This is a genomic window from Micromonospora sp. NPDC003816 (assembly GCF_042874705.1).
Taxonomy (GTDB): Bacteria; Actinomycetota; Actinomycetes; order Mycobacteriales; family Micromonosporaceae; genus Micromonospora.
The window spans coordinates 999,034-1,023,145 of record NZ_JBIANP010000001.1; the positions used below are offsets into that span (position 1 = coordinate 999,034).

At 73.0% G+C, this 24,112-nt stretch carries 22 protein-coding genes; 8 read left to right on the forward strand and 14 right to left on the reverse strand.

Going from position 1 to position 24,112, the window contains the following annotated elements:
* Window positions 1–16: 16 nt before the first annotated feature.
* The 6 genes from ACFYTT_RS04180 to ACFYTT_RS04205 all read left to right on the forward strand — a co-directional run bounded on the left by ACFYTT_RS04180 (window position 17) and on the right by ACFYTT_RS04205 (window position 7,345).
* Window positions 17–2,815 carry a LuxR C-terminal-related transcriptional regulator gene (locus ACFYTT_RS04180; RefSeq protein WP_387257671.1) on the forward strand — a complete coding sequence of 933 codons (2,799 nt, stop codon included), beginning with the start codon at window positions 17–19 and terminating at the stop codon, window positions 2,813–2,815.
* Window positions 2,816–2,968: 153 nt separating this feature from the next.
* Window positions 2,969–3,940, forward strand: a complete 972-nt coding sequence (locus ACFYTT_RS04185) for an ABC transporter substrate-binding protein (RefSeq protein WP_131054560.1) — start codon at window positions 2,969–2,971, stop codon at window positions 3,938–3,940.
* Window positions 3,941–4,006: 66 nt separating this feature from the next.
* Window positions 4,007–4,807 (forward strand): ABC transporter permease, encoded by an 801-nt coding sequence (locus ACFYTT_RS04190; protein ID WP_176094029.1) that lies wholly within the window; start codon window positions 4,007–4,009, stop codon window positions 4,805–4,807.
* Entirely contained in the window at window positions 4,804–5,628 is an 825-nt protein-coding gene (locus ACFYTT_RS04195) for an ABC transporter permease (protein WP_387257673.1), read from the forward strand. Before ACFYTT_RS04190 ends, ACFYTT_RS04195 begins: the two co-directional genes overlap by 4 nt.
* Window positions 5,621–6,421: an ABC transporter ATP-binding protein gene (locus ACFYTT_RS04200; RefSeq protein WP_387257675.1), complete on the forward strand. Its 801-nt coding sequence runs from the start codon at window positions 5,621–5,623 to the stop codon at window positions 6,419–6,421. The genes ACFYTT_RS04195 and ACFYTT_RS04200 overlap by 8 nt, the downstream gene beginning before the upstream one ends.
* A gap of 36 nt (window positions 6,422–6,457) precedes the next feature.
* Complete coding sequence (locus ACFYTT_RS04205) at window positions 6,458–7,345, forward strand: PaaX family transcriptional regulator C-terminal domain-containing protein (protein WP_176094031.1); 888 nt, start codon at window positions 6,458–6,460, stop codon at window positions 7,343–7,345.
* Here ACFYTT_RS04205 and ACFYTT_RS04210 read toward each other — a convergent pair.
* From ACFYTT_RS04210 to ACFYTT_RS04225, 4 genes are read right to left on the reverse strand one after another with little or no spacing between them, the layout of a single operon-like run.
* Window positions 7,251–8,792, reverse strand: coding sequence for a long-chain fatty acid--CoA ligase (locus tag ACFYTT_RS04210; protein ID WP_131054556.1), 1,542 nt, complete (start codon window positions 8,790–8,792; stop codon window positions 7,251–7,253). The genes ACFYTT_RS04205 and ACFYTT_RS04210 overlap by 95 nt on opposite strands.
* 54 nt (window positions 8,793–8,846) lie before the next feature.
* Complete coding sequence (locus tag ACFYTT_RS04215) at window positions 8,847–9,299, reverse strand: MaoC family dehydratase (RefSeq protein WP_131054555.1); 453 nt, start codon at window positions 9,297–9,299, stop codon at window positions 8,847–8,849.
* A 16-nt stretch (window positions 9,300–9,315) separates the two neighbouring features.
* On the reverse strand, window positions 9,316–10,197 hold the full coding sequence (locus tag ACFYTT_RS04220) for an amidohydrolase family protein (RefSeq protein ID WP_131054554.1): 882 nt from the start codon (window positions 10,195–10,197) through the stop codon (window positions 9,316–9,318).
* Window positions 10,198–10,221: 24 nt separating this feature from the next.
* Complete coding sequence (locus ACFYTT_RS04225; RefSeq protein ID WP_387257679.1) at window positions 10,222–11,148, reverse strand: SDR family oxidoreductase; 927 nt, start codon at window positions 11,146–11,148, stop codon at window positions 10,222–10,224.
* An 83-nt stretch (window positions 11,149–11,231) separates the two neighbouring features.
* Between ACFYTT_RS04225 and ACFYTT_RS04230 the strand changes: the two genes are divergently transcribed.
* Entirely contained in the window at window positions 11,232–11,693 is a 462-nt protein-coding gene (locus ACFYTT_RS04230) for a MarR family winged helix-turn-helix transcriptional regulator (protein WP_131052760.1), read from the forward strand.
* Window positions 11,694–11,770: 77 nt separating this feature from the next.
* On the opposite strand, the gene ACFYTT_RS04235 is transcribed toward ACFYTT_RS04230, so the two are convergent.
* The 7 genes from ACFYTT_RS04235 to ACFYTT_RS04265 form a co-directional block, all read right to left on the reverse strand.
* Window positions 11,771–13,927, reverse strand: a complete 2,157-nt coding sequence (locus tag ACFYTT_RS04235; RefSeq protein WP_387257681.1) for a DUF6351 family protein — start codon at window positions 13,925–13,927, stop codon at window positions 11,771–11,773.
* Window positions 13,928–14,093: 166 nt separating this feature from the next.
* Window positions 14,094–14,978: a PaaX family transcriptional regulator C-terminal domain-containing protein gene (locus ACFYTT_RS04240; RefSeq protein ID WP_161594941.1), complete on the reverse strand. Its 885-nt coding sequence runs from the start codon at window positions 14,976–14,978 to the stop codon at window positions 14,094–14,096.
* 68 nt (window positions 14,979–15,046) lie between these two features.
* Window positions 15,047–15,841: an IclR family transcriptional regulator gene (locus ACFYTT_RS04245; protein ID WP_176094036.1), complete on the reverse strand. Its 795-nt coding sequence runs from the start codon at window positions 15,839–15,841 to the stop codon at window positions 15,047–15,049.
* Between the two features lie 24 nt (window positions 15,842–15,865).
* On the reverse strand, window positions 15,866–16,810 hold the full coding sequence (locus ACFYTT_RS04250; RefSeq protein ID WP_131052763.1) for a PDR/VanB family oxidoreductase: 945 nt from the start codon (window positions 16,808–16,810) through the stop codon (window positions 15,866–15,868).
* On the reverse strand, window positions 16,807–17,025 hold the full coding sequence (locus ACFYTT_RS04255; RefSeq protein ID WP_131052764.1) for a hypothetical protein: 219 nt from the start codon (window positions 17,023–17,025) through the stop codon (window positions 16,807–16,809). The genes ACFYTT_RS04250 and ACFYTT_RS04255 overlap by 4 nt, the downstream gene beginning before the upstream one ends.
* On the reverse strand, window positions 17,022–18,065 hold the full coding sequence (locus tag ACFYTT_RS04260; protein ID WP_387257684.1) for a Rieske 2Fe-2S domain-containing protein: 1,044 nt from the start codon (window positions 18,063–18,065) through the stop codon (window positions 17,022–17,024). Before ACFYTT_RS04260 ends, ACFYTT_RS04255 begins: the two co-directional genes overlap by 4 nt.
* 77 nt (window positions 18,066–18,142) lie before the next feature.
* Complete coding sequence (locus ACFYTT_RS04265) at window positions 18,143–18,886, reverse strand: FadR/GntR family transcriptional regulator (RefSeq protein WP_131052766.1); 744 nt, start codon at window positions 18,884–18,886, stop codon at window positions 18,143–18,145.
* Window positions 18,887–19,243: 357 nt separating this feature from the next.
* On the opposite strand from ACFYTT_RS04265, the gene ACFYTT_RS04270 reads away from it, so the two are divergent.
* Complete coding sequence (locus ACFYTT_RS04270; protein WP_387257686.1) at window positions 19,244–20,830, forward strand: alpha/beta hydrolase-fold protein; 1,587 nt, start codon at window positions 19,244–19,246, stop codon at window positions 20,828–20,830.
* A gap of 83 nt (window positions 20,831–20,913) precedes the next feature.
* On the opposite strand, the gene ACFYTT_RS04275 is transcribed toward ACFYTT_RS04270, so the two are convergent.
* From ACFYTT_RS04275 to ACFYTT_RS04285, 3 genes are read right to left on the reverse strand one after another with little or no spacing between them, the layout of a single operon-like run.
* Window positions 20,914–21,990: a zinc-binding dehydrogenase gene (locus ACFYTT_RS04275; protein WP_387257688.1), complete on the reverse strand. Its 1,077-nt coding sequence runs from the start codon at window positions 21,988–21,990 to the stop codon at window positions 20,914–20,916.
* The gene (locus tag ACFYTT_RS04280) at window positions 21,987–23,405 is read right to left on the reverse strand and encodes an aldehyde dehydrogenase family protein (RefSeq protein WP_387257689.1); all 1,419 of its coding nucleotides are present in this window, start codon (window positions 23,403–23,405) and stop codon (window positions 21,987–21,989) included. The genes ACFYTT_RS04275 and ACFYTT_RS04280 overlap by 4 nt, the downstream gene beginning before the upstream one ends.
* A 37-nt stretch (window positions 23,406–23,442) precedes the next feature.
* Window positions 23,443–24,108 carry a TetR/AcrR family transcriptional regulator gene (locus ACFYTT_RS04285; protein WP_131052770.1) on the reverse strand — a complete coding sequence of 222 codons (666 nt, stop codon included), beginning with the start codon at window positions 24,106–24,108 and terminating at the stop codon, window positions 23,443–23,445.
* Window positions 24,109–24,112: the final 4 nt, after the last annotated feature.

The window sequence follows — 24,112 nt, forward strand, 5'->3', positions numbered from 1 at the left end:
GGTTAATGCATCACGAGTGCAAATAACCTTCATCTGCGGACGGCAGCACGAGTGCCGACAGATCCAGGACCTGCTCGCCACACCACCGGGGGCGGCGCTGCTGCTGCACGGTGAGCCCGGCGCCGGCCGCACCACCCTGCTGGCGTACGCCCACCGGCACGCCGACGGGCGGACGGTGCTCAGTGCGGCCGGGCTGGCCGACGAGGCGGAGCTGCCCTACGCGGGCCTGCAACGCCTGCTCGACCCGGTCCGTGACCACGCCGTCGACCTGCCCGAGCGGCAGCGTCGGGTGCTGCGCCGCGCGCTGACCGGGGACGGCTGCGGCGACGACGACCAGCTCGTCCTCACCATGGCCGTACTCGGACTGCTGGGCCGGGCCGCCCGGGAGCGTCCGCTGCTGTGCACCATGGACGACCTGGACACCGGCGACGCGCCGACCGCCCGGATCCTGGCCTTCGTGGCCCGGCGGTTGCGGCACCTGCCGGTCACCCTGCTGCTCACCGCCGGTGACGGCAGCCGGGTGGCCGGGATACCCAGCCGCCGGCTGCCGCCGCTGGACGAGACCGCCAGCCGTGCGCTGCTCGCCGACCGGTGCCCCGGCCCGCCGCCGCCGGAGCCGGTGCTCGCCACGCTGGCCGCCGTCGGCGCGGGCAATCCGCAGGCCCTGGTGGACCTGGGCGACGCGCTCACCCCGGGCCAGTGGCTCGGACGGGAGCCGCTGCCGGGGGCGCCGCCCACGGACGGCAACCTCGGCCGCGCGTACCGGGCCATGCTGGACCGGCTGCCCGCCGACACCCGGCGCGTCCTGCTGCTGACCGCACTCGCCGCCGACATCGGCTCCGGCGTGCTGGCCCGTGCCGCCCGGGCCGCCGGCACCGCCGTCGAGGCGCTCGCTCCGGCCGAGGCGGCGGGGCTGGTGCGGACCGACCCGTACGGCGACGTCGCCTTCGCCCGGCCGCTCGCCCGCGCGATGGTCGAGGCCACCGCCTCGGCGGCCGACCGGCGGGCGGCGCACCTGCTGCTCGCCGCCGCGTGCGGCGCTCCCGGTCAGCGGCTGCGGCGCGTGCTGCACCGGGCCGCCGCCGACGGCCCGGACCCGGCCCTCGCCGCCGACCTGGCGGCGGTCGCCATCGACGGCGGCTACTCGGTCGGCGCGGCGGCGGCGTTGGCCCGGGCGGCCGAGCTGACCGACGACCCGGCGCTGGCCGCCGAGCGGCGGGTTGCCGCCGCCCGGCACGCCTGGACGGTCGGGCGAACCGGTCAGGCCCGCGCCCTGCTGCGCGCGGTGCCGCCGCCCGGCGCACCGGAGGAGGCCGCCGGTGCGGGCGGGCCGAGCACGCCCCGGGACGTCGGCCCCGGCGGCCGGGCCGCGCTGCTGCGCGGCGAGATGCGTCTGCGCTGCGGCGCGCCGTCCGCCGCGCTGCCCGTGCTGCTGGCCGCCGCCGACGCGCTGACCGGCACCGATCTCGCGGCGGCCCGGCTCGCGCTGCTGCGGGCCGGCGAGGCGGTGTGCTTCTCCGGGGAGCAGTACCGCTACGCCGAGGTGGCACGTCACCCGGCCGCGGCGCGTCACGACGCCGACGGCCCGGAGGCGGAACTGTTGACCACGATGATCGCGGGGGTCGCCGCGACACTGCGGGGCGAGCACACGCGCGGCGGCCCGCTGCTGCGCCGCGCGGTCGTCCTGGGCGGCCGGTCCACCGTCGCCCTCACCCCGACCGCGCTGACCGGTGCGGCCGTCGCCGGCCTGCTGGTGGCCGTGGACGCCGCCGCGCACCGGCTCGCCGACCGTGCGGTGGACCTGGCCCGGAACCGGGGCGAGGTGTGCCTGCTGCCGCGCGCCCTCGAACTGCGGGCGATGAGCGAGTACTGGTTGGGTCGGCACGACGCGGCGGCCCGTAGTTGCCGCGAGGGGTTGCTGCTGGCCCGCTCCGGTGACCAGCGCGCCAGTGCCGAGGTGCACCTCGGTCTGCTCGCCGTGCTCGCCGCGGTCCGCGCCGACCGGGACACCGGGCTGCGGTACGTGGCCGAGATCGGGGACAGCGCCCCGGCGGGAAGCCGCCCGTACGCGCTGGCCCAGTGGGCGCTGTCCGTGCTCGACCTGGTCGACGGCAGGTACGCCGACGCCGCCGACCGGCTCACCGCGCTGGCCCGTCCGGGCACCGGCCGGGGTCAGGTCCTGGTGCAGGTGATGGCCACGCCACACCTGGTGGAGGCGGCCGTCGGCGCCGGTCGGCCCGCGCAGGCCCGGACCGCTCTGGCGGTCTTCGACCGCTGGGTCGGCAGCACGGCCAGCTCCTCGCGGCGGGCGCTGTCCGCGCGGTGCCACGCACTGCTGGCGCCCCGGGGCAGCGCCGAGGCCGAGGAGCTGTTCCGGGCCGCCCTGCGACTGCACCCGGCCGACGTCGCCACCTTCGAGCGGGCCCGCACCGAGTTGTTGTTCGGGCGGGAGCTGCGGCGTCGCCGCCGTCCACGCGACGCCCGGGCGTACCTGCACCGCGCCCGGCAGGCGTTCGTGCTGCTCGCCGCGCACTCCTGGGCCGAGCAGGCGACGGCCGAGCTACGCGCGGCGGGGGAGTCGGTCGGGGTGCCGCAGCGTCCGGCCGAGCGGCTGCTCACCGGTCAGCAGCTCCGCATCGCGCGGTTGGTCGCCGAGGGTGCGACCAACCGGGAGATCGCCGGGCGGATGTTCCTGTCCACCCGCACCGTCGACCACCACCTGCGCAACGTGTTCCACCGGCTCGGCGTGCGGTCACGCACCGAGCTGACCCGGGCGCTGGACGGCACACCGCCGCAATATTCAACCTATTCATGACGGGCGTCAGAAATTATTGACATCTGGTGCTCGGGTGACTGACCATGGCCACCACGGCAGGGTGACCCCACTCACACCCGAACGCGTCCGCACCCCCGAGGCATCCGCCGTGTCGACGCACCCCACCACCCCCGCCCAGGAAGGGCCCCGTCCATGAAGAAGGTCATCACTTACGGGTTGGTCGCCGCCGTCGCGATCGCTCTCACCGCCTGTACCGACTCCGACGCGACCGGCTCCGAGCCGGCCGACGGCGACCTGCGCCAGGTTCGGGTCGCGGCGCTGCCCATCACCGAGACCGCCGCGTTGTGGGGCGGCATCAAGGCGGGCATCTTCGCCAAGCACGGGCTGGGGGTCGAGGTGCTCCCCGCGCAGGGCGGCGCCCAGGCGATCCCGGCGCTGATCAACGGTGACATCGAGTTCGCCATCGGCCAGCCGTTCGGTCCGTTCCGGGCCGACCTGCAGGACCTCGGCGTGGTGATGATCGGCAACTACGCGTCCTCGTACGCCGACGGCGACGACATCAACGCCGTCGTGGCGTCGGCGGCCTCGGGCATCACCCGGCCCGCCGAACTCGCCGGCAAGCGGGTGTCGGTGAACAGCCTGGGTGCGGCCGGTGACGTGACCATCATGGCCGCGGTGGAGAAGGACGGCGGTGACCCGTCCACGATCAAGTTCGTCGAGGTCGCGTTCCCGGACACCCCGGCCCAGCTGGAGGCCGGCAACATCGACGCCGCCTGGGTGCCGGAGCCGTTCGTCACGCAGCTGCGCGGCCGGGGAGACACCTTCGTGGTCGCGCCCTACCAGTCGGTCGTCCCGGGGCTCGCCACCCTGACCACGATCACCACGAAGGAGCGGACCGAGTCCGACGCCGAGCTGATCTCCGCCTTCTCGACGGCCATGAAGGAGACGCTCCAGTGGGCGCAGGACCCCGCCAACGAGGCGGACGTCCGGCAGGCCATCAAGGACAACCTGCAGCTCCCCGAGCCGGTGGCGGACTCGGTGCGGCTCCCGGAGTTCGGCTGGGAGTTGGACCGGGAGAGCCTGACCACGCTCGCCACGCTCGCCGGGAAGTACCAGGTGCTCGACCGGCAGCCGAACCTCGACCGCCTCATCCAGCAGCAGTAGCCCTCGCGGTCCCGCCCTTCCCGGTCACCGGCCGGGAAGGGCGTCGCCGCCGACCACGGGAGCGACATGCACGTGCTATACATCCGGCGGACACGCCCGCCGCGCAAGGTGCTGCTGGGCGCCGCGGGTCTGGCGGGATTCCTCGTCGTCTGGCAGTTGGTGCCGACGCTCGGCCTGGTCAACTCGGAGTACCTGCCGTACGTCACCGACGTGCTGGTCCGGCTCGCCGAGGAGTTCCGCGACGTCGCCTTCTGGCGCCGGCTCGGCCACACCATGACCTCGTGGGCGATCGGGCTGACCGTGGCGACGGTCGCCGCGCTCGTCCTGGGCACCGTCGTCGGGCTGGTGCCCGTCCTGCGTCGCGCGACCCACACGATGGTCGAGTTCCTGCGTCCGATCCCCTCGGTGGCACTCATCCCGCTGGCCGTGCTGATGTTCGGCATCCAGATGAAGGCCGCGCTCGTGATCATCATCTACGCGTCCTTCTGGCAGGTGTTCGTCCAGGTCATCTACGGGGTCGCGGACGTCGACGCGGTGGCCCGGGACACCGCGCGCAGCTTCCGGCTCACCCGGCGCGAGCGCCTGGCCTACCTCGTGCTGCCCACCACCCTGCCGTACCTGATGACGGGTGTCCGGCTGGCCGCGGCGGTGGCGCTCATCCTCGCCATCACCTCGGAGATGGTGATCGGCAACCCCGGTCTGGGGCGGATGATCGAACTCTCCCGCTCCGCCGGTGACGCGGTCGGCCTGTACGCCCTGGTGGTGGTCACCGGTCTGCTCGGACTCCTGGTGAACCTCGTCTTCCGGTTCGTCGAGCGGCGCTCGTTGTCCTGGCACCAGTCCGTCCGTGGGGAGGAGCCCCGATGACCACGCGTGTCGAACGGACCACCGCCCGGCCGCGCGGGCACGGTGTCGCCCACCGTGTCGCGTCGAGCTTCCTCTATGCGCTCGGGCTGCCCTTCCTGCTCCTGGTGCTCTGGGGCGCGGCGTCGACCGTGTCGACGAACCGGTTCTTCCCCGGCCCGCTCACCATTCTCGAGGCGTTCCGGGAGACCTGGATCGGCCCGGCGTTCGTCCACGACGTGCTGCCCAGCCTCTATCGGCTCGCCCTCGGGATCGCCGCCTCGATCGTGATCGGCGTCGCCCTCGGCACGCTCATCGGACTGTTCCGGTGGCTGAGCGAACTGCTGGAACCGCTGCTGGAGTTCTTCCGGGCCATCCCACCGCCGGTGCTGATCCCGGTGATGATGCTGCTGCTGGGCATCACCGACACGATGAAGGTGGTGGTCATCGTCTCCGGCGCCGTCTGGCCGATCCTGCTGAACACCATCGACGGTGTCCGGGCCACCGACAGCGTCATGTCCGAGACCGCCGACTCCTTCCGGATCACCTGGTGGGAGCGGCTGCGGTTCCTCGTGCTGCCGGCGGCGAGCCCGCGCATCATGGCCGGTGTCCGGCAGGGGCTCTCGGTGGCGCTCATCCTGATGGTGATCTCGGAGATGTTCGCCTCGTCCGCCGGGCTGGGCTACCGGATCGCGTACTTCCAGCGGAACTACCTCATCGCCGAGATGTGGAGCGGCATCCTCCTGCTCGGACTCGTCGGCGTCCTGCTCGCCGCGACCTTCGGTGTCGTCGAACGGCGGGTGCTGCGTTGGTACCACGGAATCAGGGAGGTCAACCGTGCCTGACCGGAACATGTTGCTGAAGGTGGAGCACCTGCGGAAGGTGTACGAGTCCGCGTCCGGGGACGTCGAGGCGATCGGTGACGTCAGCTTCACCATGGCCGCCGGTGAGTTGGTGTGCGTCGTCGGCCCGTCCGGCTGCGGCAAGACCACGCTGCTGAAGTGCCTGGCCGGGCTGCTGCGACCGACCAGCGGGCTGGTCGAGATGCACGAGGCGCCGGTGACCGGCCCGAGTCCCGCCATGGCCGTCGTCTTCCAGGAGTACGGCCGCAGCCTCTACCCGTGGCTGACCGTGCGGGGCAACGTCGAACTGCCGTTGCGCCACAAGAAGTTGTCCCGGGCGGCGCGCGAGCGGCTCGTCACCGACGCCATCGAGGCGGTGGGCCTCGGGCACGCCGCCCGCAGCCACCCCTGGCAGCTCTCCGGCGGGATGCAGCAGCGGGTGGCGATCGCCCGCGCGGTCGCGTACGAGCCGGAGGTGTTGATCATGGACGAGCCGTTCGCCGCGGTCGACGCCCAGACGCGCGCGGACCTGGAAGACCTGGTGCGCGAGTTGCACGCGACCCGCAAGATATCGATCGTCTTCGTCACGCACGACATCGACGAGTCGGTCTACCTGGGCGAACGGGTTCTAGTATTGTCCAAGTCGCCGACCTGGGTGCAGGAGGATCTCGCCATCGACCTGCCGCCGGAGCGTGACCAGATCACGACTCGCGCGCTACCCCGCTTCACGGAGCTGCGGACCCGCGTCTACGACCAGATCCGGCGCGCCAAGGGCGCCCAGACCGTCGCCCCGTGACCGTCGCCGGGTCGGAGCCGTCCGAGAGGGAGGACTGTGCGCAGTCGTCAGCCGAAGCAACTGCTGCTCGCGTTCTTCGGTGAACACGTCGTCGACGACGAGCCGGGGCCGGTGCGCGCCAGTGTCCTGATCGGGGTGCTGGAGGGGGCCGGCGTGGCCGCCCCGGCGACGCGGGCCACCCTCGACCGACTCGTGCAGACCGGCATCCTCGCCCGCAGCAAGAGCGGCCGGGAGATCCAGTTCTCGTTGACCGAGCACGGCGTGGCGGTGCTGCGCGAGGCGACCGAGCGGGTCCGTGGCCCGCGCCCGTTCGACCCGCAGGGCACCGGCTGGACCCTCGTCACGTTCACCATCCCGGAGGGGCAGCGGACCCTGCGTCACCGGCTGCGCTCCACGCTGACCTGGGAGGGCTTCGCGCCGCTGCGCGACGGGCTGTGGCTGGCACCTGGCGAGGTCGACCTCGCCGGATCGCTGGAGCCGTTGTGCCAGGACCTGCCGCCGAACACGGTGATCGCCTTCCACGCCCGCGAACTGGCCGGGTTCCCGATCGCCGAGAGCGTCCGGGCGGCCTGGGACATCGAGGCGATCCGGCGCGAACACCTGGCCTTCATCGAGGTGTGGGACGACCCGGACGCGGCGACGCAGGCGCCCAGCGCGCTGACCGTCCGCACGATGCTGGTGGCGGACTGGCTCGCGTTGCTGCGCGCCGACCCGCGACTTCCGCGCGAGTTCATGGACGCGCAGTGGCCGGCGGCCCGGTCGACGCAGGTCTATCGGCGGATGCACGAGCGGCTGGCCGACGCCTCGGCCGCCGAGTTCGCCGCGCTGGTCACCACTCGCGCTGCCACCACCCGCCGAACCGGCTCCGCAGGTCCGCCTTCCGCACCTTCCCCGACGCGGTCCGCGGCAGTTCGTTCACGATGACCACGTTCTTGGGCAGCTTGTAGCGGGCCACCTTGCCGTTCAGGAAGTCGCGGACGGTGTCGACGTCGACGGCGGCGCCCTCGCGGATCGTCATGATCGCCCAGGGCACCTCGCCCCAGCGCTCGTCCGGGACGCCGATGACCGCCACGCCGGTCACCCCGTCGATCTCGCCGAGCAGCACCTCGACCTCGGCCGGGTAGATGTTCTCCCCACCCGAGATGATCATGTCTTTGAGGCGGCCCGCGACGTGCAGGTAGCCGTCGTCGTCCAGGTAGCCGAGGTCGCCGGAGCGGAACCAGCCGTCCGTGGTGAACGCCCCGGCCGTCGCCTCGGGCATCCGGTGGTAGCCACGGAACACGTTCGGACCGGCTATCTCGATCTCGCCGATGCTGCCGGCGGGAGCCGCGCCGCCGTTCTCGTCGGCGACCCGTACCTCGGTGAAGAAGTGCGGCAGGCCCACGCTGCCCTGCTTCGCGCGGGTCATGGTCGGCGGCAGCGAGGTGGCCCCCGGTGACGCCTCGGTCATGCCGTACCCCTGCGAGAACGACAGACCCCGCTCCTCGTACGCGTTCAGCACCCGGACGGGCACGGCCGAGCCGCCGCAGGTGAGCTTGCCCAGCGTGGACAGGTCGGTGGAGGCCCAGTCCGGGTGGTCGGCCATGAGCTGGAAGGTGGTCGGCACGCCGCTGAGCATGGTGACGCCGTGCCGGGCGATCTGGGCGAGCGCGCGTCCCGGCTCGAAACCCTTCTCCAGCACCAGGGTGCCGCCCTTGAGGATGACCGGCAGCGCGCCCATGCCGAGCGAGGCGACGTGGAACAGCGGCGAGATCATCAGGGCGATGTCGGTCGACACCACGTCGTAGTCGACGATGCAGTTCAGCGCCGTCCAGGTCAGGTTGCCGTGAGTCAGCACGGCACCCTTGGCGCGACCGGTCGTGCCCGAGGTGTAGACGATCGCGGCCGGGTCCCGCATCGTCACCCGGACCGGCGTGTCGTCCCGGGGTGCCGTGGCGGCCAGCCGGGACAGACCCGGAGTCTCGGCGCTCCCCGGGCCGGTCGGCACCACGTGCGCCGGGCGGGACGCCGCCGCGACCGAGGCCACCCGGGCGGCGAACTCGGGATCGTGGATCAGCACCCGCGCACCGCTGTCGCTGAGCACGTGGGTGATCTCGGGGGTCGCCAGCCGGGTGTTGACCGGCACGAAGGCGGCACCCAGCCGGGTGACGCCGAACATCACCTGGAGGAACTCGGGGCTGTTCTCACCCAGGTACGCGACCGTGTCGCCCTTGCCGACGCCGAGGTGCCGCAACGCCGCCGCGACGCCGTCCGTGGCGTCGGCGAGCTGCCGGTACGTCATGGTCGCCTGCTCGCCGTGGACGAGCGCGATCTTCTCCGGTGACTTGAGTCGGCGCTTGGCCAGCCAGCCGCCGATCCCTTGGTGGTGCATCAGCAGTCTCCTGGTGGTGGAGGGCGGTGGCCGGGCGGCTGTGGTCCCGGCAGGTCAGGCGTAGAAGCGGTAGATCCCCCGGGCGACGACTGCGGGCTTGCCGCCGCCGTCGATCTCGATGGTCTGGTCGACGGCGATCTGGTAGCCGCCCGCCACCTCGGTGACCTCGGCGACGACGGCCCGCATCCGGACCCGTGACCCGACCCGCACCGGTGCCGGGAAGCGCACCTTGTCCAGGCCGTAGTTCACCTTCGTGGACACACCGGTCACGTCGAGCAGCTCGGTCCAGAACGGCACGGCGAGGGAGAGGGTGAGGAAGCCGTGGGCGATCGGCGCGCCGAACGGGCCGTCCTTGGCCCGTTCCGGATCGACGTGGATCCACTGGTGGTCGTCGGTCGCGTCGGCGAACAGGTCGATCTGGTCCTGGGTGACCGTGCGGTACTCGGTCTGCCCGAGGTCGGTGCCGCCGAGGCCGGCGAGCTGGTCGTAGGCGATGGTGGTGGTCACGGGGGTCCTTCCGTCGTCATCCGGCCAGGCGCAGCAGCCGGGCGGCGTTGTCCTTCAGGATGCCGGGCAGCACGTCGGGCTTGAGGTCGGTGCTCGCCACGTCCCGCAGCCAGCGGTCCGGGGTGAGCAGCGGGTAGTCGGTGCCGAAGAGCACCCGGTTCTTGAGGATCGAGTTGGCGTGGCGCACCAGCTCGGCCGGGAAGTACTTCGGGCTCCAGCCGGACAGGTCGATCCAGGTGTTCGGCTTGTGCGTCGCCACCGACAGCGCCTCGTCCTGCCAGGGCACCGACGGGTGGGCCATGATGATCTGGAGGTCCGGGAACTCGGCGGCGACCGGGTCGAGCAGCATCGGGTTGGACAGCCCGAGCCGGAAGCCGTAGCCGCCGGGCAGTCCCGCGCCGATGCCGGTCTGCCCGGTGTGGAACAACGCCGGCAGTCCCGCCTGCTCGATCAGTCCCCACAGCGGCGCGTACTCCTCGTGGCTCGGGTCGAAACCCTGCACGGTGGGGTGGAACTTGAACCCGCGTACGCCCTCGTCCTCGATCAGCCGGGCGGCGAGTTCCAGGGCCGCCTCGCCGGTGCGCGGGTCGACCGAGCCGAACGGCACGAGCACGTCGGCGTGCTGGGCGGCGGCGCGGGCGATGTCGGCGCTGGACAGCGGCGGGTGCGCCAGCTGCGTCCGCGCGTCGACGCTGAACACCACGGCGGCCATGTTCCGTTCGCGGTAGTACTGCGCGACCGCGTCCACCGCCGGACGCGGGCCGTCGGTGCGGAAGTACTTCGAGGCGGCGGCGACGAGCGGATCGGGCAGCGAGGCGTGGCCGTGGTCGTCGATCTCGATGTGCACGTGCATGTCGATCGCGGTGACGGCGTCCAGGTCGATCGCGGGCTGGTACATGCTCGGGAACCTTCGTCCGGCGGGTCAGGAGGCGGTGTCGCGGAACTCCTCGGGCAGCTCCGGGAAGCGCTCGCCGACGCTCTGCGACGCGGCGGCGAACTCGATCGGCCACGCGGCGACCAGCGCGTCGTAGGACCAACCGCCCTCGTGGTGGGCGGTCAGCGCGACCTCCGGGTGGGTCCAGATCTGGATCCGGTCGCCGCCCACGCCGATCACCTGGCCGGTCACCTCGGCGGCGCTGTCGGAGCCGAGGAAGGCGACCAGCCCGGCCACGTCGTCGGAGGTGCCGAACCCGAGGTCGTGCCGGAAGAAGGCGGGCATCGGCTCACCGGCGGCCTCGGCGCGTACCGCGGCGGCGAAGTAGGGGACCGTGGCGGTCATCGCGGTCGCGGCGACCGGGACGACGGCGTTGACCGTGATGCCGGCTCGCTTGAGCTCCAACGCCCAGGTCCGGACCATGCCGACGATGCCCGCCTTGGCGGCGGCGTAGTTGGTCTGGCCGAAGGTGCCGCGTTGGCCGGTGGGGGAGCCGATGCAGATGATCCGCCCGCCCTCGCCGGCCTGGCGCATGTGCCGCACGGCCTCGCGCACGGTGGTGAAGGTGCCCCGCAGGTGCACCCCGATCACGGTGTCGAAGTCCTCGTCGGTCATCTTCCAGAGCACCGTGTCGCGCAGCACCCCGGCGTTGGTGACCAGGACGTCCAGTCGGCCGAAGCTCTCGACGGCGGCGGCGACCAGGGCCTGTGCGGTCTCGGTCGGACCGACCGGTGCGACCACGGCGACGGCGCGTCCGCCGGCCGCCCGGATCGCCGCGACGGCGTCGGCGGTCGCCTGCTCGTCCACGTCGTTGACCACGACCGCGGCGCCCTGCGCGGCCAACTGCCGTGCGTAGGCGAGGCCGAGACCGCGTCCGGCTCCGGTGACGATTGCGACTTTGCCGTCCAGGGACATGGGCACTCCTTCGCGTCGAGGTCGATCGGAACATGGACCGTTGAAAAAGTCAATTATTGGTAAGGCTTGCTATCATCGTCGCCGTGCCCCCTCCCGAGAGAGCCCGACCGGCCGACGGCCTGCGGGACAGCGTGCTCGGCCGGGATCTGAGCTTCCTGCTGGTGCGCGCCAACGCGCTCACCCTCGCCGCGGCCAACGCCGCCCTGGCCGAGCACGGACTGAAGGCCCGCTCGTACTCGGTGCTCGCGCTGGCCGCCGACGACACCCGGCCCACCCAGCGGGAGCTGGCCGAGTTCCTCCGGCTGGACCCGAGCCAGGTGGTGGCGCTCATCGACGACCTGGAGAGACGCGGTCTGGTCGAGCGCCGCACCGACCCCGCCGACCGGCGCGCCAACGTCCTGGTCGCCACCGACGAGGGGCGCGAGCTGTTCGCCCGCGCCCAGTCCTCCGCGCACGCCGTGGAGCTGGGCCTGCTGGCCGCGGTCACCCCCGAGGACCACGCCCGGCTGGCGCAACTGCTGCGCCTGCTGGCCTTTCCGGACTGAACCGGTGACGGACCGAGCGGTGCCGGAGCGAGCCGGTGCCGGGCGGCGGTGGATGACGCCGCCCGACACCGGTGCGCTCAGAAGCGGATCCAGGTGCCGGTCGACGGGACCTGACCGACGCCGGGCCGGGACCAGTCACAGACCCCGTCCGGGAAGACCGCCCGCAACCGCTGCCACTGCTCGTCGGTGAAGTCGACGCCGTACGCCGCCCGGTCCAGCGGCGCGAGCCGGCACTTGAGCACGGCGGAAGTGGTCGGCCCGCCCGCCTCCACGCGCGGGTTGCGGTGGAACGGGAAGAGCTGGTTGCACCGGGCCGCCGGGTCGAGGGTCAACGTCTCCACGATCCGCTCCCCGTCCGCCGCGACGCAGTGGTCCGCCAGCCCGGCCGGCCGGGACAGCCGGGTCAGTGCCGTCTCGTCCAGATGGGGTCGGCTCGCCGCCAACGCCGTCCGGGCGGTCAACCAGGCGTCCATGTCCACCAGTGCCTGCGTCTGACTCGTCGACGCGGGCGCCCCGGACGCGCCTGTGACACTGATGTGGTTGTCCGCGTGACCGTTGGCCGCGAGCAGTCGCTCCCGCATGGTCCAGGAGCGGAAGCGGTCGTGGAAGTCACCGCTCGGGTCGGTGTAACCACGGGTCTCGATGATCGGCGTCCACCGCAGACCACCGTCGAACTGGTTGACGCGTCCGGTCACGTACGCCACCTCGATCGCGTCGACGTTCGCCGAGGTGCGGTGCGGGGTGCGGGTGCCCTCGACGTCCAGACCACCGATGCCCTCGTTGAGCCGGACGAACTGCTCCGGACTGATCACCCCGGCGTCCAGGGTGCGCAGCCCGTACTGCACGCCGACGGTGTCCGGGACGATCGGCCGCCCGGCGCCGGTGGTCGGGTCGACGCCGTACACGTTGGAGATGAAGTCCGCCATCGCGCAGCGGATGCCGTCCGGGTTGGTCACCGGGTGGTAGCGCAGCCCGGCGGGAACGTGGCTCGGGCAGGTGGCGGGCCAGTCGACGCTGTCGAAGTTCTGGTAGCCGCCGCAGGTGTTCGGGCTGGCGAAGCCGGTCACCGCGGTCCGCTGGGCGGTGGAGAGCCCGGCCGCCGGGGCCGCCTGGGAGATGAACCGGCACTCGTGCCCGGTGAGGGTCACCGAGCGCTCGTCCGGGTAGCCGATCTGGCCGATGACCCCGTCCAGGATCCCCGGGTACGCGTTGGCGATCAGCAACTGCTGCATGGTGCCGGCCGAGCCGCCCCAGCCCATGGTGAACAGCGGTACGCCGTACGACTCGACGAAGTGTTCCTTGACCATCATCGCGGTCTCGGCGGAGGTGACGTCGTTGCAGTTGTTGGCGAAGACGTTGAACGTCGCGCTGGCCACCGCGTAACCCCTGCTGAGCAGGCTGTGGTTCATCACCCCGCCGGTGCTGGTGGCCTGGGTGTACCCGATGCCGCAGGCGCCGCCGAAGGTGTAGACCAGCCGGTCGTTCCATCCGTCGGTGGTCGTCCACGGGTCCGGCGGCGCGGTGCCCGGCCGGTGCAGCAGGGCGATCTCGTACACCGCGCGGTTGATGGTGCCGCGCTCGACCCGGACCACGTACGGCACGGTGCGGCCGTCGCTGGTCGTGGTGGTGGCCACGTCGGCCGGGAGCGGGCCGTCCGGCAGCGCGACGAAGCTCCCGGCGGTGGTGCGGTACTGGTAGGTGACCCGGGGTTGCGCCACGTGGCAGTCCGCGTCCACCGGGCCCAGGTTCCACGGGTTGCCCGACGCGGTGCAGAACAGCGGGATGTGCGGGCCGGAGATGACCGGTCCGGCGGCCGGATGGTTGCGCAGGGTCAGCGTGGCGCGGGGGCGGCCGTGGCCCTGCCCGTTCGCGCGGATCTCGAGCTCGTTGGCGCCCAGCGCCAGCCCGTCCACGAGACCGAGCAGCGTGCGCTTGTCGTCGGTGGCCCGGAACCGGTCGGTGACGTCCCGGCCGTCGAGCCGGACCTTCACGTGGTGTGGGGGTACGGTGCGCGGCACGGCGACGCGCACCAGCGCGTCACCGCCGCTGACGGTGTCGGCCCGTCCGGACAGAACGGTCACCTCGAAGGCACGATCGGCGGGACCGGCGTGGGGTGGCGGCGCGGCGAGGGCCGGTGCGGTGGAGCCGGCGAGCAGCGCCGCCGTGGCGGCCACGGCCAGCGCTCCCTTCCACGATCGTGGTCTGGTGCGCTCCTGAGGTCGATCGGTGGGCATGACGGGACCCCTTTCAGCCGGAGACGGACGGCTGGACCTGCTGGTCAGGCACGTGTGGCGAACATAATGCGAAATCTGATCGCGCGTCAACGATTCTGCATCGTATCTATGGATGGCGAAGATCGGCGGCGTTGTCGCCTCTGCTCAGCCCCGCTCGGGAGTCCGGTCAGCCCCGCTCGGGAGTCCGGACCAGTTCCTCGAAGCGCTGCTGCGCCGGCTCGGCCAGCGCCGTCGCGGTCCGCAGGAACATCACCCGCGCCTGTGCCCGGGGAAAGGACGCCGGCAGGAACCGGGCCGGCAGGTCCGGATCGTCGCCCACCAGCGCCCGCCAGTCGTTGACCAGCTCGGTCCGCGCGACCAGCGCCGCCGACGGGCCCACCGCACCGGCGTCGGCCCGCCGCGCCACCGTCCGGTGGCGCTCCAGGAACCGCTGGTACCCGTCGGCGAGCACGTCGATGCGCCAGGCGGCCTCCAGTCGGGCGCGGGTGCTCGGCAGCAGCTCGAAGTCCCGCGACCGCAACACCACCGCGTCGGTGACACCCAGCTCGCCGAGCTGCTCGTGTACCTCGTCGAACCGGTCGTGCGGGGTCACCCAGGTCGCGTCGTACAACGGCCAGAACGTCAGCCAGCGCAGCCGGGCCCGCAGCAGCCGGCGCTGGTGCGCGTCGTCGAGCGGCAGGGTGAAGGCGAGCAGCGTCCAGACCCCGTCCCAGTCGTCTGAGTCGCTGCTGGCGAAGATGCGCCGGGCACCCCGGCGCAGGGTCTGCGACGCCGACTCGGTCAGCCGGTAGCTGGTCCGCCGGCCCTCCTTGGTGCGTTCCAGCATGCCGCGCTGGGTCAGGCGGGCCAGCGTCGCCCGGGCGTTGGCCGGGGCGATGCCGAACTCGGCCAGCACCGCGACCAGCCCACCGGAGGGCAGCGGGGACCGGCCGGCGTGCCAGTGGTCACCGAGGAGCGTCACCAGCAGCCGCTGCGCGCGGGCCCGACCCACCGCCGCCCGATCCGACGGCGTGGCCGGCTCCGGCTGCCACACCCGGCCCTCGGTCAACACGGTGCGCCGGGTGACCCGGTCGGGCCGGTCCGACGGGCCGCACAGAGGACAACACGCATCCGGACAAACTACTGCCCACGGGGGCGTCGGGGTAACGGCGCCGGCCGGGTCGACGCGGACGGGCGACCCAGCGACCGGGAGACCACCCGACCGGCCGCCTGCACCAGCGGCGCCAGCGCCAGCGGATCGGCCCGGTCGTACGCCACCACCAGCGAGATCGCCGCCACCACCCCGTCCGGCCCGGCGATCGGCGCGGCGACGGAGAGGGCGTCCATGGTGACCTGCCGGTCGCTGATCGCGTACCCGGCGCGGCGCACCTCGGCGAGCTGGCGGCGCAACCGCACCGGATCGGTGACGGTCAGCTCGGTGTACCGCTCCAACGGCGCGGCGAGGACCCGCTCCTGCACCTGCGCCGGTGCGTGCGCCAGCAGCACCAGCCCCACACCGGTGGCGTGCAGCGCGAAGCGACCGCCGACCCGGGTGAGCACCGGCACCGCGTGCCGTCCGGCGATCCGCTCGATGAAGACGAGTTCGAGGTCCTGCCGGACGGCGAGCTGGACGTTCTCGTGGGTCACCTCGTACAGGTCCTCCAGCACCGGCAGCGCCAGCTCGCGCAGCCCCAGCCCGCGCGGCGCCAGCGAACCGACCTCCCACAGGCGCAGGCCGACCCGGTAGCGCGCGTCGTCACCGCGTTCCAGCGCGCCCCAGGCCACGAGTTCGGCGACCCGGCGGTACGCGGTGGGCAGCGGCAGCTCGGCCCGCCGGGCCAGCTCGCTCAGGGTCAGCGCCGGTTCGCCGGGGCTGAACGCGTCGAGCAGCGCCAGCACCTTGCTGGTGACCGAGCGTCCGGGCCGTGCCTGCACCCCGCCATCATCCCCGCCGACCGGTCACAGCTCCAGCACGAGCCGCCGGGTACGCGCCCGGGACACGCAGATCAGCATGGTGTCCCCGGCAGCCCGTTCCGCCTCGGTGAGCAGGCTGTCGCGGTGCTCCGGCGTGCCGTCGAGCACGGTGGTCTCGCAGGTGCCGCAGGTGCCCTCGCGGCAGGAGGAGAGCACCTGCGTACCGGCCTGCTCCAGCGCCGCCAGGATCGAGGTGCCCGGTGGTACGTGCACCGTCCGGCCGGAGAGCGCGAGGTCGACCTCCACGGCGTGTTCGCCCGTGCCGGCCCCGGCCGCCGGGGCGAACCGCTCGACGTGCAGCCGACCGGGTGGCCACGTCCGGCAGCGCTGCTGCACGGCGTCGATCAGCCCCTCCGGCCCGCAGCAGTAGACGACCGCGTCGGCCGGGTCACCGATCAGCGTGTCCAGGTCGAGCAGGCCCGTCTCGTCCTGCGGACAGAGGCGCACCCGCTCGCCGTACGCCTGCCGCAGATCGGCGGCGAAGGCCATGGAGCTGCGGCTGCGTCCGCCGTACACCAGTCGCCAGTCGGCACCGGCGGCGTCGGCGGCGGCGACCATCGGCCGGATCGGCGTGATGCCGATGCCCCCGGCGACGAAGAGGTACCGGTCGGCCTCGACCAGCCGGAAGGCGTTGCGCGGCCCGACCACCCGCACCGTCGCGCCGGGCGGCAGGCGTTCGTGCACGTGCCGGGAACCGCCACGCCCCTGCGGCGCCAGGTGCACCGCCACCTGGAGCGCGGTGCGGTCGGCCGGGTCGCCGCAGAGCGAGTACTGGCGCACCAGCCCGGGGCCCAGGTCCAGGTCGACGTGCGCGCCCGGGGTCCAGCCCGGCACCTCGCCACCATCCGGGCGGCGCAGGGTCAGCACCACCACGCCGGTGGCCACCGCCTCCCGGCCGGCGACCACCAGCGTCGTCTCCGTCGCGGTCATGCCGGCACCACCACCCGCTGCGTCGGTGCCGGTGCGGGTGCCGCCGGTGGCCGGTGGTCCCGGGGATGGGCGAGCAGCCACTCCCACAACTGCACCGGCTCCTCGGCGATCCGCTCGGCACCGCAGTGGCAGATGCCGCGCAGCGTGTCGGTGCCCGGCAGCCAGTGGATCCGATAGACCCGGTCGCCGGTGAGCCCGCCGGCCGGCGCGGTCACCGGGGCGCCTCCACCGTGGACGACTCGACCATCCGGGCGAGCAGCCGTCGGGCGGCCAGCCCGCCGGTGTCGATGTTGATGCTCAGTTCCTGGTAGCGCTCCGGCTCGGAGGCGATCACCCGCTCCAGGATGTTCAGGGCGGTGACGTCCTGCATGACCACGGTGTGGTTGCTCTGGTAGAGGTACTCGCTGACCGACTCGTCGTCGACGGCGAAGTCCCGCGCCACCGCCCAGAAGTCGTACGTGGTGTGCGCGGTCGACGGGGTGATGGCGTACACGATCTCGGCGTGGAACGCCTGGTCGTCGTCGCCCTCGGCCGGCGGGTAGACGCCCTGCGGGGCGATCCGGCTGTGCAACACGTACAGGCAGGGCGGGTGGTACTCGATGTCCTGCCAGCGGGTGATCCGGCCCTGGATGCCGGTCGAGCGGGCATAGAACGGTGGGCACTCCGCGTCGTCCATGTGCCGGCTGACGTAGACGACGCCCCGGTCCTCGTCCACCTCGGTGGTGATCGGCGTGTTCGCCACCTCGGGCGTACCGATGTAGCCGCCGTGCAGGTACGTCTCGTGGGACAGGTCCATCAGGTTGTCCACCAGCAGGCTGTACCGGGCGTCCAGCGGCGCCATGCCACGCACCGTCGTGTAGCGGGGGTCCCCGAGCCAGGGTGCCCGGGGGATGGTGGAGGCGTCGGCCCGGTCCCGGTCGCCGATCCAGACCCAGACCAGGGTGTCCTGCTCCACCACCGGGTACGCGGCCACCCGCGCCGTCCGGGGGATGCGCTGCTGCCCGGGTACGAAGACGCAGGCGCCGCTCGGATCGTAGGTGAAGCCGTGGTATCCGCAGACCACGGTGTCCCCGTCGAGGCGGCTCTCCGACAGCGGGTACCGCCGGTGCACACACCGGTCGGCGAGCGCCACCGCCGCGCCGGACTCGGTGCGGTAGAACACGAGCGGCTCGCCCAGCACGGTACGGGCGAGCAGGTCCCGCCCGACCTCGTTGCTGAACGCGGCCACGTACCACTGGTCACGTGCGAACGTCATCCGGGCCTCCTGTCGACGTACGACGGTCAGTCGGATGGTCCCGGGCGTACCCCCTCGGCCGGGAGCCGCGTTCTCACTCAGTGAAAGTCGGGGCGGTCCGCGTCGGCGGTGCCGATCGCGTCGCGTACCTCCTCGACGAGTGCCCGCATGGCGGTCTCGGCGCCCCGGGCGTCCTCGGCGGCGACCGTGTTGGCGACCTGCTCGTGCAGGTCCAGGGCGACCGGTCGCGGGCACTTGGGCATCAGCCCGTGCTCGGTCCGGCCGGCGAGCACCTCGGCGATCACCCCGGTCAGCGCGGTGAACATCTCGTTGAGGCAGGCCTGGAGCAGCAGTGCGTGGAACTCGACGTCGGCGGCGAGGAACGCGTCGAGCTCCCCGGCCTCGCCGAGCTGACGCATCTGGGCGGCCAGCGCGCGGAGTCGCTGTCGCTCCTCGGCGGTGGCGTGCCGGGCGGCCCCGGCAGCGGCGAGTGGTTCGACCGCCACCCGCAGCTCGGTGAGCGTCCGTAGCTGCGCGGCGCGGCCGGGACCTTCGAGCCGCCAGCGGATCACGCGTGGATCGAGCACCCGCCACCGGTGCATCGGCTGGACCACCAGGCCGACCCGGCGGCGCGAGGCCACCAGGTGCAACGACTCCAGGATCCGCATCGCCTCCCGCATCACGGTGCGCGAGACGCCGAAGCGGTGCTGCAACTGCTCCAGGGTGAGCGCCTCTCCGGCGACGTGCCGACCGCTGGTGATCTCCAGCCCGAGCGCGTCGAGCACGGCGTCGTGCAGCACGGGCGCTGCGGGCCGCGCCGCGTCGCGTGTCGCCTCACCCATCAAGGATCCCCGATCACTCGCTTCCGGAGAGACTAGCGCGCCGGGCACCGCTGGCCGTCCGGTTCGGCGCGGAATGGCGGCGAAAGGTGTCACCAATGTGTTTACAAAGATATCACCTTTGTGTGACGATCACGTTAATCAGCAGGTGGCGCCGCACGACGGGCCCGGTGCGACCCCGCACCGCACCGGGATCGGAGCGCCCTGGCCGCCGTCCGGTCCCCGTCGGTCCACTCCGGACCGTCACGGACCGGCCACGAACACCAGGGGAGAACCGACTCGTCGACACGCCACCACTGGTCGCCCGTACGGCATCCCCGGGACGAACCGGTCGACCAGCCGATGAAGGGAAACGCACACATGCCCGTTGCTCATCCTCACCCCGCGCCGACCCGCCGGCTCCGCCGCGCGTTGGCCGTCTCGGCCGTCGCCGGCCTGACGGTCGCCTCCGGAGCCCTCGCGGCTCCCGCAGCGTCCGCTGCCCCGGCCGCCGCCCTCGGACCGAAGGTCGTGCAGACCAACCAGGCACCCACCGGCCACTCGGTCACCTTCCGCTACCGGGCCCCCGCCGGTGTGCAGTCGGTCCAGATCTACGGCGAGTGGTGGTTCTCCCAGCCCGCGAGCGTGACCTGCGTGGGCTGCGGTGACGCCCGCACCGGCGCGCAGTGGCAGCCCGGCGACATCCTCGCCGACCCATGGCGTCCGCTGCCGATGCAGCAGGGACGCGACGGGGTGTGGACGTTCACCACGCCGCTGCCCTCCGGCACCTTCCGGTACGCGTTCACCCACGACTGTGACAGCCCGACGGCCAGCGGCTGCACCCTGCACCCGGACCCGGCCAACCCGCTGGAGGTCACGCCGCACGCGACCGCGCCGGGTGCGCTGCTCAGCCGGGTCTACGTGCCGAGCAGCAAGCGCTTCCCCACCTACGACAACAGCTACCAGGCGCCGGTCGACCGGAAGAAGGCGGGCAAGCTGGAGCAGCGCTGGTACGACTCGCCGCTGTCCACCGACCCGGCGGGCAAGCACGACGTGGTCGTCTACCTGCCGCACGGCTACGACGCCACGCGCGCCACCCCGTACCCGACGCTCTACCTCAGCCACGGCGGCGGCGGCAACGCCACCGACTGGACCATGGAGGGCGTGGCCCACGAGATCCTGGAGAACGCGATCCGGGACCGTAAGGCGCTGCCGATGGTGATCGTCTCGACCGACTTCAACGGCCTGCCCGACGGCAACCAGGGCTACGTCGACGAGCTGCGGAACAACGTCATCCCGTTCGTGGAGAAGAACTACCACGTCTCCACCCAGGCCCAGGACCGCGCCTTCGGGGGTCTCTCCGCCGGTGGTGCCCGTGCCATCACGCTGCTGTACGACAACACCGACCTGGTCGGCTACCACGGCGCGTGGGGTGCGGCCGGCGGTGCGGTGAACCCCTCCGCGGAGCAGGTGGCGCGGATGAAGGCCGTGCCCGGCGGCATCCACGTCGGTACCGGCCTGCAGGACTGGCTGATCAACATCGCGCCCGACTCGGTCGCCCGCACCGAGAACTGGCGTGCGGCCGGTGTCGAGGTGACCGAGTTCAACATCGACGGTGTGCACGTCTGGGACGTGTGGCGGCAGATGCTCAACGACTACCTGCGGACCGTCGCGTTCCGGAGCACCACCGTCGACCTGGACGTCGAGTCGATCCGGGCCGGCAACTCGCACCGGTACCGCGTCATCGCCACCGCCGAGGTGGCCTCGGTGACCACCAGCGACCGTAAGCCCTCCGGCAAGGTCGACTTCTACGCCGGCGACAAGCGCCTCGGTTCGGCGACCGTGCGCAACGGCGTCGCCGAGTTCAAGGGCAACGTCAGCGGCCCGCTGACCGAGCCGGTGACCGCCCGCTACCAGGGTGACAGCCTCTACAACACCGCGCAGAGCAGCCCGGCCCAGGCCGGCTGACCCGACGCGCCCGACCGGTCCGTGGTGGCACTCCTTCGAGGGATGTCATCACGGACCGTCGTCGTCCACCGGCCCGGAGGCGCTCAGTCGAACTCGACCACCGTCCGGGCGCCCTCGCCCCGCGCCATCCGGGCGAACGCCGCCGGCGCCTCGTCGAGGGTGGCCCGGTCGGTGACCAGGTAGCTCAGGTCGAGCGTGCCGTCGAGCACCGCCCGCGCCAGCTCGGGCACGTCCCGGTCGGGGTCCGAGGAGCCGTAGACCGAGGAACGCAGCGTCCGCGCGGAGTGGAAGATGTCCAACGCGCTCAGGCCGACGATGTCGTCCTTGCCGCCCATCCCCACCACGACGACCTGGCCACCCCGGCGGGTGCTCTGCCAGGCGCTGCGGATCGTGGCGGACCGCCCGACGCACTCCACCGCGTGGTCGACGCCCCGGCCGCCGGTCAGTCCCCGCACCGCGCGGACCAGCGAGTCGTCCGCGAGCAGGAAGTCGGTGGCGCCCGCGGCGGCGGCCAACTCGGCCTTGGCGGGGGCGACGTCCACCCCGATCACCACAGCCGCACCGGCCGCATGCGCGGCGGCCACCGCCGACAGGCCGACCCCGCCGAGACCGATCACCGCGACCGAGTCGCCGGCCGCCACCCGCGTGGTACGCCGCACCGCGCCGACCCCGGTGAGCACCGCACAGCCGAGCAGCGCGGCGGCCGGGAACGGCAGCGCGGACGGCACTGCCACGGCGGCCTCCTGCGGCACCAGCACCTGCTCGGCGAGCGCGCCCAGCCCGAGCGTGACGTGCAGCGGCCGACCGTCCAGGGTGTGTCCGCGCGCCACGGCCGGTGCCCCGTTGCGCCGGCACAGCCAGGGCTCGTCGCGCCGGCAGAACCAGCAGGACCGGCAGGCCGGCGCCCAGTTGAGCACCACGTGGTCGCCGGGGGCCACCCGGTCCACGCCGTCACCGACCTCCGCCACCACGCCGGCCGCCTCGTGTCCGAGCAGCAGCGGGTACGGCGCGGTCAGGGTGCCGTCCGCCATGGACAGGTCGGAGTGGCACACACCGGAGGCCCGGATGCGGACGCGTACCTGGCCGGGGCCGGTCTCCGGCAGCTCGACCGGCTCCACCCGCAGCGGTGCGTCGGCGGCCCTGGCCACCAGACCTCTCACCGCTGGATCGCCTTGATCTCGCAGAACTCCGCCAGCCCGTGGCTGCCCAGCTCGCGGCCGAGACCGGACTGCTTGTAGCCGCCGAACGGGGCCCTCGGGTTGAACGGCGCCCCGTTGATGTCGACGGCACCGGTCCGCAGCCGCCGGGCCACCCGCAGCGCCCGTTCCTCGTCGGCGGACCAGACCGCGCCGGCCAGACCGTAGCGGGAGTTGTTGGCGACCGCCACGGCGTGGTCGTCGTCGTCGACCGGGATCACCGCCAGCACCGGCCCGAAGACCTCCTCCTGCGCGAGGGCGCTGTCCGGGTCGACGTCGGCGATCACCGTCGGGGCGACGAAGAAGCCCCGGTCCGGCACCGGGGCGTCGGGCCCACCGACGACCAGCCGGCCGCCGTCGGCCAGGCCCCGGGCGACGTGCGCGCGGACCCGGTCCCGCTGCTGCGCCGAGACCAGCGGACCGAGCCGGGTGGCCGGTTCGAGGGGGTCGCCGACCTGGTAGCCCTCGGCGGCCTTGGCCACCAGGTCGAGGGCCTCGTCGTAGCGGGCCCGCTGCACCAGCATCCGGGTCCACGCGGTGCAGGTCTGCCCCGAGTTGAGGAAGGCGTTGCCGACACCGACCTTGACCGCAGTGGTCAGGTCGGCGTCGTCCAGGATCACGTTGGCCGACTTGCCGCCGAGTTCCAGTGCGACCCGGGCGATCCGGTCGGCGGCGAGGTGCGCGACGCGTCGACCGGTGGCGGTGGAGCCGGTGAAGGAGACCAGGTCCACGTCGGGGTGGGCGGCGATGGCCTCGCCCACCACCGGACCGGTGCCGGTGACCAGGTTGACCACGCCCGGCGGCAGGCCCGCCGCGTGCACGGCGTCGAAGAGGAGGTACGCCGTCAGCGGCGTCAGCTCGCTCGGCTTCAGCACCACCGTGCACCCGGCGGCCAGCGCCGGCGCGAGTTTGGCCACGATCTGGTGCAGCGGGTAGTTCCACGGGGTGATCGCGCCGACCACACCCACCGGCTCGCGGACCACCAGTGAGTTGCCGACCGTCTCCGGTGCCGGCGGCCGGGCGGCCAGGTCGACGTAGCTGCGCAGCACGGTCAGCGGCAGGCCGGTCTGCACCCGGGTGGCGACCTTGAGCGGAGTGCCGAGCTCCCGCACGACGGTGCGGGCGATGTCGTAGGCGCGCGCGGTCAGCTCGGCGTGCAGTCGGTCGAGGTGGGCGGCCCGGTCCGCCGGGTCGGTCGCGGACCAGCTCCCGAAAGCCGCGCGGGCGGCGGCCACCGCCCGGTCCACGTCCTCGGCGGTGCCGGCCGGGACGGTCGCGACGATCTCCTCGGTCGTCGGGTCGTGCACCTCCAACGACTCCGCGCCGCTCGGGGGCACCCAGCGCCCGTCCAGGTAGAAGTCCGTCCGTGCGAGATCCATGCGGCCCTCACCTCGCCTAGCAGTGGAAGTTTTGACCCTAGTACGCCTCGTCGGTCGACGGGAGGGGTGGCAGCGGGCCGACGGCGCGTTCGTAGCTGTGGGACAAGCCCTCGATCAGGGCGTCCAGGCCGAGCGTGAAGGCGCCCTCGTCGACCTGTTGCTGGTGCTCGGCGAGCCGGTGCGCCTGGCTCAGGTGCGGGTACTGGTCGGCGTAGACGCTCGGGTCCTCGACGAAGCCCCGGGCGAACGAGCCGAGCGCCGAGCCGGTCACGAAGTAGCGCATCAGCGCGCCGATGTGGGTGGCCCGCGCCGGTGGCCAGCCCGCCGTGACGAGCCCGCCGTAGACGGCGTCGGCCATCGCCAGCGCCGCCGGTCGCCGCCCGGGACCCTGCGCCAGGTGCGGCACGATGTTCGGGTGGGCGGCCAGGGCCGCCCGATAGGTGTGTCCCCACCGGCGCAGCGCCACCCGCCAGTCGACCGCACCGAAGTACGACACGTCCACCCGGCCGGTGATGCTGTCCGCCACCGCGTCGAGGATCGCGTCCTTCGTGGCGAAGTGGTTGTAGAGCGACGGTCCCCGGACGCCGAGTTCGGCGGCGAGCCGGCGGGTGGAGAACCCGGCCAGCCCGTCGGCGTCGATCAGCGCCACGGCGGCCTCGACGATCCGCTCCCGGCTGAGCAGCGCCTGTCGTGGCCGGGGCATGGGC